Source organism: Methylobacterium sp. D53M (assembly GCF_053345625.1).
Genome location: NZ_JBKFAL010000010.1, coordinates 43345 through 56290 on the forward strand (window position 1 = coordinate 43345; position 12946 = coordinate 56290).

At 71.4% G+C, this 12946-nt stretch carries 14 protein-coding genes and 1 pseudogene; 11 read left to right on the forward strand and 4 right to left on the reverse strand.

Annotation, left to right across the window (positions count from 1 at the left end; genetic code table 11):
- The first annotated feature begins 2 nt into the window (after positions 1 to 2).
- The 3 genes from ACLBYG_RS15915 (at position 3) to ACLBYG_RS15925 (ending at position 3081) form a co-directional block, all read left to right on the forward strand.
- Positions 3 to 665: a ribonuclease T2 family protein gene (locus ACLBYG_RS15915; RefSeq protein ID WP_447682045.1), complete on the forward strand. Its 663-nt coding sequence runs from the start codon at positions 3 to 5 to the stop codon at positions 663 to 665.
- Positions 666 to 731: 66 nt separating this feature from the next.
- On the forward strand, positions 732 to 1580 hold the full coding sequence (locus tag ACLBYG_RS15920; RefSeq protein ID WP_447682046.1) for a 23S rRNA (adenine(2030)-N(6))-methyltransferase RlmJ: 849 nt from the start codon (positions 732 to 734) through the stop codon (positions 1578 to 1580).
- A gap of 223 nt (positions 1581 to 1803) precedes the next feature.
- Positions 1804 to 3081 (forward strand): porin, encoded by a 1278-nt coding sequence (locus tag ACLBYG_RS15925; protein WP_020094215.1) that lies wholly within the window; start codon positions 1804 to 1806, stop codon positions 3079 to 3081.
- Positions 3082 to 3195: 114 nt separating this feature from the next.
- On the opposite strand, the gene ACLBYG_RS15930 is transcribed toward ACLBYG_RS15925, so the two are convergent.
- Positions 3196 to 3735: a GNAT family N-acetyltransferase gene (locus ACLBYG_RS15930; protein ID WP_447682047.1), complete on the reverse strand. Its 540-nt coding sequence runs from the start codon at positions 3733 to 3735 to the stop codon at positions 3196 to 3198.
- Positions 3736 to 3926: 191 nt separating this feature from the next.
- On the opposite strand from ACLBYG_RS15930, the gene ACLBYG_RS15935 reads away from it, so the two are divergent.
- Positions 3927 to 5420: a peptidoglycan DD-metalloendopeptidase family protein gene (locus ACLBYG_RS15935; RefSeq protein WP_447682048.1), complete on the forward strand. Its 1494-nt coding sequence runs from the start codon at positions 3927 to 3929 to the stop codon at positions 5418 to 5420.
- Between the two features lie 137 nt (positions 5421 to 5557).
- Here ACLBYG_RS15935 and ACLBYG_RS15940 read toward each other — a convergent pair.
- Positions 5558 to 5911: pseudogene (locus ACLBYG_RS15940) on the reverse strand (YidB family protein); the annotation flags it as partial.
- Positions 5912 to 6062: 151 nt separating this feature from the next.
- Here ACLBYG_RS15940 and ACLBYG_RS15945 point away from each other — a divergent pair.
- Positions 6063 to 6320, forward strand: a complete 258-nt coding sequence (locus tag ACLBYG_RS15945; RefSeq protein WP_447682049.1) for a hypothetical protein — start codon at positions 6063 to 6065, stop codon at positions 6318 to 6320.
- Positions 6321 to 6329: 9 nt separating this feature from the next.
- Here ACLBYG_RS15945 and ACLBYG_RS15950 read toward each other — a convergent pair whose 3' ends face one another.
- The gene (locus ACLBYG_RS15950) at positions 6330 to 6722 is read right to left on the reverse strand and encodes a YidB family protein (RefSeq protein WP_447682050.1); all 393 of its coding nucleotides are present in this window, start codon (positions 6720 to 6722) and stop codon (positions 6330 to 6332) included.
- Positions 6723 to 6848: 126 nt separating this feature from the next.
- Between ACLBYG_RS15950 and ACLBYG_RS15955 the strand changes: the two genes are divergently transcribed.
- The 6 genes from ACLBYG_RS15955 to ACLBYG_RS15980 all read left to right on the forward strand — a co-directional run bounded on the left by ACLBYG_RS15955 (position 6849) and on the right by ACLBYG_RS15980 (position 12209).
- Positions 6849 to 7730, forward strand: a complete 882-nt coding sequence (locus ACLBYG_RS15955) for an alpha/beta fold hydrolase (protein ID WP_447682051.1) — start codon at positions 6849 to 6851, stop codon at positions 7728 to 7730.
- Positions 7731 to 7861: 131 nt separating this feature from the next.
- A complete protein-coding gene (gene yajC / locus ACLBYG_RS15960; RefSeq protein ID WP_020094208.1) occupies positions 7862 to 8194 on the forward strand; it encodes a preprotein translocase subunit YajC in 333 nt (110 codons plus the stop codon).
- A 55-nt stretch (positions 8195 to 8249) separates the two neighbouring features.
- Positions 8250 to 9854, forward strand: coding sequence for a protein translocase subunit SecD (gene secD / locus ACLBYG_RS15965; RefSeq protein WP_020094207.1), 1605 nt, complete (start codon positions 8250 to 8252; stop codon positions 9852 to 9854).
- Positions 9855 to 9977: 123 nt separating this feature from the next.
- Positions 9978 to 10919, forward strand: coding sequence for a protein translocase subunit SecF (secF, locus tag ACLBYG_RS15970; protein WP_012319245.1), 942 nt, complete (start codon positions 9978 to 9980; stop codon positions 10917 to 10919).
- Positions 10920 to 10932: 13 nt separating this feature from the next.
- A complete protein-coding gene (locus tag ACLBYG_RS15975) occupies positions 10933 to 11331 on the forward strand; it encodes an Mth938-like domain-containing protein (protein ID WP_447682052.1) in 399 nt (132 codons plus the stop codon).
- Positions 11331 to 12209 carry a phytoene/squalene synthase family protein gene (locus ACLBYG_RS15980; protein WP_447682053.1) on the forward strand — a complete coding sequence of 293 codons (879 nt, stop codon included), beginning with the start codon at positions 11331 to 11333 and terminating at the stop codon, positions 12207 to 12209. The genes ACLBYG_RS15975 and ACLBYG_RS15980 overlap by 1 nt, the downstream gene beginning before the upstream one ends.
- Positions 12210 to 12317: 108 nt before the next feature.
- On the opposite strand, the gene ACLBYG_RS15985 is transcribed toward ACLBYG_RS15980, so the two are convergent.
- A complete protein-coding gene (locus tag ACLBYG_RS15985) occupies positions 12318 to 12914 on the reverse strand; it encodes a protein-L-isoaspartate O-methyltransferase family protein (protein WP_447682110.1) in 597 nt (198 codons plus the stop codon).
- Positions 12915 to 12946 lie beyond the last annotated feature (32 nt).

The following is a 12946-nucleotide window of genomic DNA, read 5'->3' on the forward strand; positions in this document are numbered from 1 at the left end:
CCATGCGCGGGCGCGCCGCCGGCCTCGCGGGCCTGCTCCTCGCCGGGTCGGCCGCCGCCCAGGATTACGGCGGCTTCGCCCGGCGCGGCGCGCCCGGCGACTTCGACTTCTACGTCCTCGCCCTGTCGTGGTCGCCGACCTACTGCGCGGGGCCGGGCGCCCGCCGGGACGACGTCCAGTGCGCCCCCGGACGCGGCCTGGGCTTCGTCGTCCACGGCCTGTGGCCGCAATACGCGAGCGGGTACCCGCAGAACTGCTCGGCGGTGAACCGCGCCCCGACCCGGCAGGCCATGGAGGTCGCCGGGCAGGTCTACCCGAGCGAGGGCCTCGCGCGGTACGAGTGGCGCAAGCACGGCACCTGCTCGGGTCTCGATCCCGCCGCCTATTTCGCGGCCGCCCGCACGGCGCGGCTCGCGGTGACGATCCCCAACGGGCTCAAGGGCGGCGCCCCGCCGCAGACCCTCGCGCCGATCGAGATCGCCCGGCAGTTCGTGGCGGCCAATCGCGGCCTGCGCCCCGACATGATGGCGGTCACCTGCACCCGCGGGCAGCTGCAGGAGGTCCGGATCTGCTTCGGCAAGGACCTGCGCGGCTTCACCCCCTGTCCCGAGGTTGCCCGCGGCAATTGCCGGGCGCCCGAGGTGAGCCTCGACGCCGCGCGCTGAGTTTTTTCCGCCTTTCGCACGCCGGCCCCTGGACCCGGCGCCCGGGATCGGCTTCAGCGCGCTGCCATGAACTATCGGCACGCCTTCCACGCCGGCAACCACGCCGACGTCCTCAAGCACCTCGTCCTGGCGCGGGTGCTCGACCACCTGCGCCTCAAGGACAAGCCGTTCCGGGCGCTGGACGCCTTCGCGGGCCTCGGCGTCTACGATCTCGAGGCCGACGAGGCGGCCCGGACCGGAGAGTGGCGGGACGGCTGGGGCCGGATGGCGGCGCCCTTCGCGCCGGAGGTGGAAGCGCTGCTGGAGCCCTACCGGGCCGCGGTGGCGGCGGCGCGCGCTCGACACGGCACCACCGCCTATCCGGGCTCGCCGGCCGTGATCCGCGAGGCGCTCCGCCCCGGCGACAAGGGCGTGTTCGTCGAGCTGCACCCGGCGGACGCCGCGACCCTGCAGGACCGCTACGCCCGCGATCCCCGCACCAAGGTGATGAACCTCGACGGCTGGACCGCGATCAACGCGCAGATCCCGCCGCCGGAGCGGCGCGGCCTCGTGCTGATCGACCCGCCCTACGAGGTGCCCGGCGAGATCGAGCGCCTCGGCGCCCATCTCGCCCGCGCGGTGGCGAAATGGCCGACCGGCCTGTTCCTGGCCTGGTACCCGATCAAGGACGTCGCGGCCCTCGACCGGATGGTCCGCGATCTCGGGGCCGCCCTGCCCCGCCCCGCGCTGCGCCTCGACCTGCTGATCGACCGGCCGGACGACCCGACGCGGCTGACCGGCAGCGGCCTGATCGTCGTCAACCCGCCCTGGCGCCTCGCCGATGAGGCGATGCTGTTCCTGCCGGCGCTCGCAGAACGTCTGGCCCGGCAGGACTTCGGAGGATTTCGCTGCGATCCGATCGGCCCGGCCGCCTGACTCGGTAGAATTGGGGCGCCGCGCGGAAGACCTCCGGGCCTGCGCGGAAGGAAAGGGCCGGGGTTCCGATACAATTGTGGCGGCAAAGTCACATTTCCGCATCGAACGTGATCAGCGATACGGAACTGCCCAAAAATTATGCAACTGCTCTATGTTTGATTTTGTGTCAATCGCACCGCGATGTCAGCTTGGCCGTCGACGAACCCGAACGAGCTGCGACACCATGCTGAAGCGATCCACCCTGGCCGGACTGGCCACCGTGCTGCTGTCCTCGACCAGCATCCTCGCGGCCGACCTGTCGGCCCCGGCGCCGGTTCCGGTCGCGCCCCCCGCCGAGCCCTGCAAGGCCACGCTCCTCGGCCCGGCCTACGGCGGCGTGATCAAGGCCAACCCGAATCCGAGCTGCTTCTCGGCCGGACCGCTCGGCGACCTCTACGTGGGCGGCGCCATCACCGGCTACGGCTACACCCAGTCGAACCCGTTCGCGTCGTTCTCGACCCCGGCGGCGCCCAACGACCGCGACCGCGCGGCCCGGTTCGACTTCTCGAACGTGCAGGGCATCATCCAGAAGCCCGAGGGCGCGTTCCAGTTCTACATCCAGGCCGGCGGCTACTCGATCCCGCAGCTCGGCTTCCCCACCCTCAGCACCTTCACCCAGACCGACCTCCTGTTCGGCCCGGTCCCGGTCGCCTACGGCAAGATCCAGATCAACGATGAATGGTCGGTCCAGGGCGGCCGGATGTTCACCATGATCGGCACCGAGCTGCTGTTCACCTACCAGAACCTGAACATCAACCGCGGCCTCCTGTTCGTGCAGGAGAACTTCATCAACCAGGGCGTGCAGGTCAACTACAGCAGCGGGCCGCTCTCGGTGTCGGTCGCCGGCACGGATGGGTTCTTCTCCAACGAGATCTCGTGGTTCACCGGCAACGTCGCCTACAAGCTCGACGACTACAACACGATCGGCGTCAACGGCGGCCTGAACCTCGGCCGGACCAACGCCCTCGACCGCAGCCCGCGCTACCAGTTCGCGACGCCGAACCTCCAGCAGAACAGCGGCATCTTCAACATCAACTACACCTACGCGAACGGCCCGTGGATCATCTCGCCGTACTTCCAATTCACCAACGTCGAGCGTGACCTGCGCGTCGGCATCGCCAACTCGGCCTCGACCTACGGCGGCGCGCTGCTGGCGGCCTACTCCTTCACCGACAATTTCGCCCTGGCCGGCCGCGTCGAGTACACCGAGCAGACCGGCGTCCGCGGGTCGGGCGGCACCAACCTGCTGGGCTTCGGCGCCGGCAGCAACGCCTTCTCGGTGACCGTCACGCCGACCTTCACCTTCGACCGCTACTTCTTCCGGGTGGAGTACGCCCACGTCGAGCTCGGCGGGATCACCCGCGGCAACCTCGCGGAAGGCACGCTCGGCACCGGCTTCGGCCGCACCGGCAACCGCACCTCGCAGGACCGCTACATGGTCGAGACCGGCATCACCTTCTGATCGGACCGCCCGGTCCGGCTCAGGACGCCGCCTGTCAGCGAGCCCCCGGCCTCCGGCCGGGGGCTTTTTCGTGGCCGCGCGCCATCGGTCCCGGTCCGGCTCGACCCCGGGGGGTCAGGCTCGCCTGAGCAGGCGCCGGCCCGGCCGGTGGCCTTCCTCGCCGGTGTCGCGGAAGCCGAGCTTCTCCAGAAGGCCCCAGGAGGCGACGTTGGCGGGGCGGCACTCCGCCACGACGACGCGCGCCGGGAAGCGCCCGCCGAGGAGCCCGAGGATCGCCGAGACGGCCTCGTAGGCGTAGCCGCGCCCGCGGGCGGCGCCGCCGACCCAGTACCCGATCTCGATCGTGCCGGCGCCGCGCAGATGCGTGCCGAAGACGCCGACGAGCGCGCGCCCGGGCGGATCGGGCGCGCCGTCCCGCGTCCAGGCGCCGAGGAAGCAGTCCCGGCCCCGGGCGCAGCTGCGAATCAGATCCTCGGCATCCTGCAGGGTGAACGGCGTCGGCAGGAAATCCACCGCCGCGGTGATGGCCGGATCGTCGGTGAGCGCGCGGACGGCCGGCGCGTCGGCAGGCCGGAGGGCGGCGATCGCGAGGCGCGCCGTCTCGAGCGCGGGCAGGTCGGCCAGGGTGTCGCGCGCGCTGCGGATGGTAAACATGGATGCGATGTGGGGTGCCGGCCGGTTACGAAAAGAGACGATTCCGCGAGCGGGAATCATCCTCGGGGCCACGCGAAAACCTTGCACCTGCCTTCGCTCCAGGGTCGCAGACCGCCGGAACGGGAACGGTTGCTTAACCTGAATCCGTCTTCATTGGCGCATCAGGTTGCGTCAGGCAAACGGGTGCGTCGATGCGGGTGCGCGGTACGGGTCAGATGTTGCGGACGCTGTCGCGCGTCGCGCTCATCGGCATCATCGGCGGTGCGGCTGCCGCCTGTTCGTCGGACGCGTCGCGTCTGACGAACCCGTTCTCGAACCCGTTCGACTCGGAACCCTCCGCGACCGGCAGCTTGCCGGACGGGAGCCTCAAATCCGTCCCGCCGGTCCGGACCGGCCGCATCCAGTCGGAGGCGCTGGGCGCGCCAGCCGCCGCGCGGCCGGCCGCCGCCGCGACGCCGGTCCAGACCAACGCCGCCCCCCCCGCGACCCGCGTCGCATCGACCGGCAAGGTCGGCTGGAGCGCCGAGGGCGGCACCCAGATCACCGTGTCGCGCAACGACAGCCTGAACCAGATGTCGACCCGCTTCGGCGTGCCCGCTTCGGCGATCCTGGCCGCCAACGGCCTGAGCAACGCGAACCAGATCACGCCCGGGCGCCAGATCGTGATCCCGGTCTACAACGCCTCCGGGCTGAACCCCGCCGCGTCCCCGATGACGGCCCGGCCGGCCCGGGCCGCCGAGGAGAAGCGCGAGGACGCCAAGCAGGTCGAGAACAAGATCGCGACCAAGCGCGAGGAGGCCAAGGAGGCCGCCCAGAAGCTGGCCGAGGCGAAGGCCGCCAAGGAGGCCGCGCAGAAGGCCGCCGCCGCCGAGAAGGAGGCGGAGCGCAAGGAGGCGCTCGCCCGCGACGCCGCCGCCCGCAAGGTTGCCGACGCCAAGACCCGCAAGGACGTTGCCCTGAAGGAGGGCGAGAAGCCGAAGCACGTGCGCCCGGGACAGGTCGCCAAGGCGGACGAGAAGAAGGCCGACGAGAAGAAGGCGGATCCGAAGGCCGAGGCCAAGGCGAAGGCCGAGGCGAAGGCTCAGGAGGCCAAGGCCGAGGCGAAGGCCGCCGCGAAGGCGGAGGCCGCCCAGAAGCTGGCCGAGGCGAAGGCCGCCAAGGAAGCTGCCCAGAAGGCCGCCAAGGAGGCTGCCAAGGAGGCTGCCGCCGCCGAGAAGGTCGAGAAGGTCGCCGCCAAGGAGGCGCCGAAGGCGGCCCCGGTCGCTGCCGCGCCGGCCAAGCCCGAGCCCGCCGCCACCGGCTCCGTGGCCGAGGCGACGGAGAACTTCCGCTGGCCCGCCAAGGGCCGGGTGATCTCCGGCTACGGCACCTCCGGAAACGAGGGCATCAACATCGCCGTGCCGGAGGGTACTCCGGTCAAGGCCGCCGAGGAGGGCACGGTCGCCTATGCCGGCTCCGACGTGAAGGGCTACGGCAAGCTGGTCCTCGTGCGCCACGCCAACGGCTACGTCTCGGCCTACGCCCATAACGGCGAGATCGACGTGAAGCCCGGCGAGAAGGTCAAGCGCGGCCAGACAATCGCGAAGTCCGGCGCCTCCGGAAACGTGACCTCGCCGCAGCTGCACTTCGAGATCCGCAAGGGCGGCGCGCCCGTGGATCCGATGTCCCAGCTCGCCAGCAACTGAGACGGACCGCGCGGGGCCGAGGCCGGCCCGCGCGGGACCGAACGAGACGGCAAGATGCGGCGGCGGTCCCGGACGGGGCCGCCGTTTCGCGTCGTCCGCCGTCCGGCCGCCCCGACTCGCGACCCGCGCCGGCTGTCCTAAGTCTTCGGCGCCTGCAGCGTCCCCTCGGGGCTGTGACGGTCGACGGTCTCGGGCAGAGCCTGCGCCAGGGTCGGGAACAGCTGGTCTATCGGAACGCCGAGCTTCTCCGCCATCTGGCGCACCTGCTCGTTGTCGAGGACCTTGCGCAGATCCTCGGCTGTGATCGGCTCGTTCGGGCCGCGGCCGAGCCAGGAATTGACCTGGCTCTCGTAGCCGGAGCGCCGGAGCTGATCGAGCAGCGCGTTCAGTCCGCCGGGCAGCACCTGCTGGATCACGCCCGGCAGTGCCTTCAGCGCGATCTGCCCCAGCGAGCCGCCGAGAGTGTTGAGCAGACTCATGTGGACCCCCGTCGAATGGTCAGTGGCGCGAGTCTAGAGCAATCTCCGCGAAGCGGGAGAGGCCGGTGGTCCGCGACGCGCCGGTGTGAACCGCAATTTAGTCGACAGCGGCCGGCCTCTGGCCCGGAATGCCGTCCGGGACATCGGTCCGCGGTCGGCTCTCATGAAATCCCTGGCGCTGTCATGTGTGCTCGCGCTCGCGTCCGTCTCCGCGGCGTCGTCGGACGCGGAGACGGCGCGCCCGGCCCAGGAGCGCCCGCTGGCGGATGCCGTCTTCGTTCGGCCGCTCTACGGGACGTACCGCCATTGCGGCGGCTCCTGCCTGAAGAGCGGCGAACTGTCGTGGTTCTGCTTCGCCAGGCAGAGCTGCCACCTGAGCTGCGCGACCGCGCCGCCGCAGATGAAGTGCGCCGCCCCGTGAGGTGGGCGATCAGCGGACCTGGGTGCTGAAATTCGGCTGCGGCTTCAGCGTGCCGTTCTCGCTCTGGTCGGCGACCGCCGCGGGCAGGAACTCCGCCAGCACCGTGGGGACGCGCCCCTCCGGAACGCCGAGATCGTAGGCGAGGCGCTCGGTCACGCCCTGCGGCAGGCAGGCCGCGATGGCGCTCTCCGGCACCGACTGCCGCGCGCCCGAGCCGAGCCAGGATGCCACCGCCTCCCCGTGCCCGGTCTCCCGCAGGCGGTCGAGGAAGGCCGGGAGGCCGCCGGGATAGAACTTCGCCAGCGACAAGGCGAGCTTGCCGCTGCCGGTCTCCTCGAGGGCCCGGTCGGCCGCCGCAACCACATCGCCGATCAGGGTCTTCGCACCGTCGAGCAGGCCCATGGTTCTCCACCGTCGCGCTTCTTCGTCGCAGGGTGAAGTCGGGCGCGAACCGGCGACGGCAAGCGCGTGCGGCAATTGCGCGGCGAACCGGCTAGGATCCCGGCATCGCGAACCCGGGAGCCATCGATGAAGCGCGTGCGGGCCGGCGTCCTGGAGGTCGCCTATCTCGAGTTCGGTCCGGCCGGCGGGCCGACGGCGGTGCTGCTCCACGGCTTCCCCTACGACGTCCACGCCTGCGCGGCCGCGGCCGCGCGGCTCGCCGCCGACGGCGTGCGCTGTCTCGTGCCGTACTTGCGCGGCTACGGGCCGACGCGCTTCCTGGATGCCGCCACGCCGCGCTCCGGCGAGCAGGCGGCGCTCGGGGCCGACCTGCTCGCCTTCCTCGACGCCCTCGGCGTCGGGAGCGCCGTGCTCGCCGGCTACGATTGGGGCGGCCGGGCCGCCTGCGTGGTGGCGGCGCTCTGGCCGGGCCGGGCCCGGGGCCTCGTCAGCTGCGGCGTCGGCTACAACATCCAGAACATCCCGGCCGCCGGGCGCCCGGCCGCGCCGGAGACCGAGCACCGCCTCTGGTACCAGTACTATCTCCACGGCGAGCGCGGCCGCGCCGGCCTCGCGGAGAACCGGGACGCCTTCTGCCGCCTGCTGTGGCAGCTCTGGTCGCCGACCTGGGCCTTCGACGCGGAGACTTTCGCGCGGACCGCCCGCGCCTTCGACAATCCCGACTTCGTCGACGTGGTGGTGCATTCCTACCGACACCGCTTCGGCCTCGTTCCGAGCGATCCGGCGCTGGTGGCGATCGAGGGGCGGCTGGCGGCCCAGCCGGCGATCGCCGTGCCGTCGATCGTCCTGCTCGGCGGCGATGACGGCGTCGGGCCGCCGACCGCCACGGATACCGACGCCCGCCGTTTCACCGGCCCGTACCGGCGTGAGATCGTCGCGGGGGTCGGCCACAACTTTCCCCAGGAGGCGCCGGACGCCTTCGCGGCGGCGATACGCGCCCTGCTATGAGCGCGCCGCCGATGCCCGGCGGTTCGGCGTTGCTTTCGGGAAGCCCCTGGCTATAGTCCGCGCGCTTTTCGACAGGTCTGCGGGCGCCACATCCGGCGGCAGGCCTGCGCGCCATTCGCAGGAGACGCTCGTTGATCACCCCCGCCTTCGCGCAAGGGGCCGGTGCGGCCGCTGGCGGAGCGGAGATCGCCTTTCAGGTGGTCCCGTTCGTCCTGATCTTCGTGATCATGTACTTCCTGATCCTGCGACCGCAGCAGAAGCGGGTCAAGGACCACCAAGCGCTGCTCAAGTCCGTGCGCCGGGACGACACGGTCGTCACCAACGGCGGCCTCGTCGGCCGCGTGACCAAGGCTTCGGACGACCAGGCCGAGATCGAGGTCGAGATCGCCCCGAACGTGCGCGTGCGGGTGGTCCGGTCGATGATCTCCGAGGTCCGCGCCAAGGGCACGGTGAAGGCCGCCTGATTCCCGGTTGAACCGGCCGGCGCCGCGCGCCGGCCCAAAAGAGAAAAAACGGCCGATGCTGCGCTTCTCCCGTGCGAAGATCATCGCGACACTGGGCCTGATCCTGGTGGGGCTGATGCTCGCCGTGCCGAGCTTCTTCTCGCCCGAGCAGCGCAAGAGCTTCGTCGCCAGCCTGCCCCCCTGGTTCCCCAGCTGGGTGGTGCCGACGCGCGCGATCGTGCTCGGCCTCGACCTGCAGGGCGGCTCGCAGCTCCTGCTCGAGGTGGACCAGAACGAGCTGATCGCCTCGCAGGCGAAGGCCCTGCGCGACGACGTGCGCCGCGTGCTCCAGCAGGAGAACGTCCGCGCCGACGGCGGCATCGGCCTGCTGCCGCGCGGCGTGCAGGTGAAGATCGACGACGCCGCCGCCCGGGCCAAGGTCCTGCCGAAGCTCCAGGAGCTGTCGCAGCCGATCACCACCTCGATCGGCCAGACGGCGGCCCGCACCCTCGACATCGCCGAGCAGCCGGGCGGGGTGATCCGCCTGACCCTCACCGATGCCGGCATCACCGACCGCACCCGCCGGGCCGTGAGCCAGGGCATCGAGGTCATCCGGCGCCGCCTCGACTCGACCGGAACCACCGAGCCTTCGATCCAGCAGCAGGGCGCGGACCGGATCCTGATCCAGGTGCCCGGCGAGCAGAACCCGGAGCGGCTCGAGAAGCTGCTCGGCTCCACCGCCAAGCTCGAGTTCCGCATGCTCGCCGACAGCCCCTCGGGCGACGTCGACATGCTGCCCTCCAAGGACGAGAAGGGCGCCAAGGTCCCGGTGGAGCGCCGGGTCATGGCCGACGGCGGCGAGCTGACCGATGCGCAGCCGTCCTTCGACCAGCAGTCCCACGAGCCGATGGTGAGCTTCAAGTTCAACCTGCGCGGCGCGCAGCGCTTCGGACAGGCGACCTCGGAGAATATCGGCCGGCGCATGGCGATCGTGCTCGACAACGAGGTCGTGTCGGCCCCGGTGATCCGCTCGGCGATCACCGGCGGCTCGGGCCAGATCACCGGCAACTTCACCGTGCAGCAGGCCAACGATCTGGCGGTCCTGCTGCGCGCCGGCGCGCTGCCCGCGAAGTTCACCGTGGTCGAGCGCCGCGTCGTCGGCCCGGGCCTCGGCCGCGACTCCATCGAGGCCGGCAAGCTCGCGACCCTGGTGGCGGCGGCCCTCGTCGTGACCTTCATGTTCGCGACCTACGGGACCTTCGGTTTCATCGCCAACATCGCCCTCATCGTCCACGTCGGGCTGATCCTCGGCCTGATGTCGGTGCTGGAGGCGACCATGACGCTCCCGGGCATCGCCGGCATCGTGCTCACCATCGGCACCGCGGTGGATTCGAACGTGCTGATCTACGAGCGCATGCGCGAGGAGCAGCGGGCCGGCCGCTCGCTGATCTCGGCGCTGCAGGCGGGCTTCGACCGGGCCTTCGCCACCATCATCGACTCGAACTCGACCATGGCGATCGCCGCCCTGATCTTGTTCTTCCTCGGCTCGGGCCCGGTGAAGGGCTTCGCCGTGGTCTTCATCCTCGGCATCCTCACCACGGTCATCACCGCGGTGACGCTGACCCGGATGATGATCGCGGTGTGGTACAATACGTTCCGGCCGAAGACCCTGCCGTTCTGATTAGTCTGGGAGGCCATCGAAGGAGCGCGGGCGGCGCGACGTGACCCCCCCTGTCCCGCACGGGAGAGGGGACCCGCGCCTCGACCGTCCTCCATCGCGATGTCCGCGAATAGAGTACCGACCATGCGCCTGCTCCGCCTCTGGCCCGATGAATCGCATTTCGACTTCATGCGATTCCGGCGCTTCACCTTCCCGCTCTCGGCGGTGCTGTCGCTCGCGACCGTGGCGCTGTTCCTGACGATCGGGCTGAATTTCGGCATCGACTTCAAGGGCGGCACTCTGGTGGAGCTGCAGGCGAAATCCGGCACCGCGGACGTGGCGTCGATCCGGCACACGGCCGCGGGCTTCGGCTTCGGCGAGCCGGAGGTGCAGGAACTCGGCAACCAGGGCACCGTGCTGGTCCGCCTGCCGCTCCAGCCCGGCGAGCAGGGCCAGACCGCGGTGATGAACAAGGCGCACGCCGCCTTCGACAAGGATTACGATTTCCGCCGCACCGAGACCGTCGGTCCGCGCGTCTCCGGCGAGCTCGTCCAGTCCGGCACGCTCGGCGTCGTGCTCTCCGTCGTGGCGGTGCTGCTCTACCTCTGGTTCCGGTTCGAGCGGGAACTGGCGCTCGGCGCCATCGTGGGCACCCTCCACGACATCGTGCTGACCGTCGGCGTGTTCATCATCAGCCGCATCGAGTTCAACATGACCTCGATCGCCGCGATCCTGACGATCGTCGGTTACTCGCTGAACGAGACCGTGGTGGTGTTCGACCGGACCCGCGAGCTCATGCGCCGCTACAAGACCATTCCGACCGTCGACCTGCTCAACCTGTCGATCAACTCGACCATGTCGCGCACGGTGATGACGTCGATCTCGTCGGCGCTGTCGCTGCTGGCGCTGGTGCTGTTCGGCGGCGAGGCGATCAAGGGCTTCGCCGTCGTGATGCTCTGCGGCGTCCTGATCTGCACGTACTCGGCGATCTTCGTCTCGACGCCGGTGTTGATCTATCTGGGCCTGATGCTCTCGGGCGCCCGCGCGGCCTCGGAGCGGTCCGGCGTCCCGCAACCGGCGGAGTAGTCCCTTTTCCCAGATGGCCGATCAGCCAAGTCCGAAGAATTTCGACTCCGGCTTCGTGCCGGGGCGGCACATCATCGACACCTACGGCAACGGCGGCTTCCGCTTCGCCGGGATGTCGCATCGCGGCTCGATCCTGCTGCTGCCCTCCGGGGTCCGCGCCTGGGAGGTGACGGAGCCGCGGGCCATCGACCGCACGGCCCTGCGCCCGGTCCAGGCCGAGGCCGGCGGCATCGAGCTGCTGCTCGTCGGGACCGGCCTCGACATCGCGGCGATCGATCCCGCGCTCCGGGTCTGGCTGAAGGATCTCGGCGTCGGCCTCGACGTGATGCAGACCGGCGCCGCCGCCCGGACCTACAACATCCTGGTGGCCGAGAACCGCAAGGTCGCCGCCGCGCTGATCGCGGTGGCCTGATGCCGGAGGTCGACGGCCAGACCGCCGAGACCGGGCTCGCCTTCGCGCAGTCCCACTGCGAGGGCCTCGTGCGGGCCGGCGACCCGGACCGCTACTACGCGACCCTGTTCGCCCCGGCCGCCGCCCGCCCGCACCTCTTCGCCCTCTACGCCTTCTCGTTGACCATCGCGCGGGTACGCGAGGCCGTCTCGAACCCGATGGCCGGCGAGATCCGCCTGCAATGGTGGCGCGACGCCCTGCAGGGCGAGGCGCGCGGCGACGTGCGCGCCAACCCGGTGGCGGCCGCCCTGGAGGAGGCGATCCGGGCGAACCGCCTCGGGCGCCAGCCCTTCGTCGACCTGATCGACGCCCGCGTCTTCGACCTCTACGAGGATCCGATGCCCCGGGTGAACGACCTGGAGGGCTATTGCGGCGAGACCGCCTCGGCGCTGTTCCGGCTGGCAAGCCTCGTGATCGGCAACGGCACCGAACCGGGCGGCGCGGGCGCGGCCGGCCATGCCGGCGTGGCGTACGGCATCACCGGGCTCCTGCGCGCCCTGCCCTGGCACGCCCGCGCGGGGCAGGTCTACCTGCCGGCCGACATCCTCGGCCGCTACGGCGTCACCCGCGAGGATATCGTGACGGGCCGCGGCGGTCCGGGCCTGCGCCGGGCCTGCGCCGACCTGCGCGCCCTCGCCCGGCAGCACCTGAAGGCCTTCGAGGCGGCCCGCCCGACCATCGCGCCCTCGGCGGGCGCCGCCTTCCTGCCCACGGCCCTGGTGGAGCCCTACCTCGCCGCCATGGAGCGGGCCTCCTACGACCCGCTCAACACGTCCGTCGAGCTGCCGCGCTGGCGCCGGCTGTGGCGGCTGTGGTGGGCGGCGCGGCGGGTGGGCTAACCGCCACTCCGGTGCCTTCGCCAGCGCCGCGAGGCGATCCAGCGGCGCCACGCCTGCGGAGGGCGCGCGGCCCCGCGTCGCGTCGCCGCGCGCGATGACGGAGGGCTGTCAGAGCACCTGCGCCAGTCCCGGCACCAGGGCTGCCAGGCGCACCGGCGCGCCGAGTTCCGGCACGGCCTCCGGCGTCGCCAGCACCGCCACCCAGCAGCCGCCGTCGCCGCGCAGGCCCGTCACCAGCCGTCCGCCCGGTTCCAAGGCCGCGCGCCAGTGCGATGGGATCGCGGGAACGCTTCCGTGGACGAGGATCCGGTCGAAGCCGCCGTCCGGCAGGTCCGGGGCCAGCCCGTCCGCCCGGACGATGTGCACCTCGGACAGGGCCGCGAGCCGCCGCGTCGCCGCCCCGGCCAGCGATGTGTAGCGCTCCAGGCTAAGCACCGCCCCGGCGCCCAGCTGGGCGAGCAGCGCGGTCACGTAGCCCGAGCCGGTGCCGATCTCCAGGACGCGCTGGCCGGGCTCCAGCCGCAGCTGCGCCAGCATCAGCGCCACCGTCGACGGCGCCGTCATCGAGGCGCCGCAGGACAGCGGCAGCGCGATGTCGCGCCGCGCCTGCTCCCGATGCGGCGGTGGCGCGAAGGTGTCCCGCGGGACCTGCTCCATGGCCCGCAGCACCGCGGTGTCCCGCAGGCCGCGACCCCGGAGCGCCATCACGAAGGCCGCGTTGCCGGCAGCCTCCTCCA

What these genes read in the sequence shown, in the direction of transcription:
- ACLBYG_RS15915 (WP_447682045.1), top strand. Translation starts at nt 3, where the DNA reads ATGCGCGGGCGCGCCGCCGGCCTCGCGGGCCTGCTCCTCGCCGGGTCG.
- ACLBYG_RS15930 (WP_447682047.1), bottom strand. Translation starts at nt 3,735, where the DNA reads ATGTTTACCATCCGCAGCGCGCGCGACACCCTGGCCGACCTGCCCGCG.
- ACLBYG_RS15980 (WP_447682053.1), top strand. Translation starts at nt 11,331, where the DNA reads ATGCCGGAGGTCGACGGCCAGACCGCCGAGACCGGGCTCGCCTTCGCG.
- ACLBYG_RS15985 (WP_447682110.1), bottom strand. Translation starts at nt 12,914, where the DNA reads ATGGCGCTCCGGGGTCGCGGCCTGCGGGACACCGCGGTGCTGCGGGCC.
- ACLBYG_RS15955 (WP_447682051.1), top strand. Translation starts at nt 6,849, where the DNA reads ATGAAGCGCGTGCGGGCCGGCGTCCTGGAGGTCGCCTATCTCGAGTTC.
- ACLBYG_RS15950 (WP_447682050.1), bottom strand. Translation starts at nt 6,722, where the DNA reads ATGGGCCTGCTCGACGGTGCGAAGACCCTGATCGGCGATGTGGTTGCG.
- ACLBYG_RS15975 (WP_447682052.1), top strand. Translation starts at nt 10,933, where the DNA reads ATGGCCGATCAGCCAAGTCCGAAGAATTTCGACTCCGGCTTCGTGCCG.
- secF (WP_012319245.1), top strand. Translation starts at nt 9,978, where the DNA reads ATGCGCCTGCTCCGCCTCTGGCCCGATGAATCGCATTTCGACTTCATG.
- ACLBYG_RS15935 (WP_447682048.1), top strand. Translation starts at nt 3,927, where the DNA reads ATGCGGGTGCGCGGTACGGGTCAGATGTTGCGGACGCTGTCGCGCGTC.
- ACLBYG_RS15920 (WP_447682046.1), top strand. Translation starts at nt 732, where the DNA reads ATGAACTATCGGCACGCCTTCCACGCCGGCAACCACGCCGACGTCCTC.
- secD (WP_020094207.1), top strand. Translation starts at nt 8,250, where the DNA reads ATGCTGCGCTTCTCCCGTGCGAAGATCATCGCGACACTGGGCCTGATC.
- ACLBYG_RS15945 (WP_447682049.1), top strand. Translation starts at nt 6,063, where the DNA reads ATGAAATCCCTGGCGCTGTCATGTGTGCTCGCGCTCGCGTCCGTCTCC.
- ACLBYG_RS15925 (WP_020094215.1), top strand. Translation starts at nt 1,804, where the DNA reads ATGCTGAAGCGATCCACCCTGGCCGGACTGGCCACCGTGCTGCTGTCC.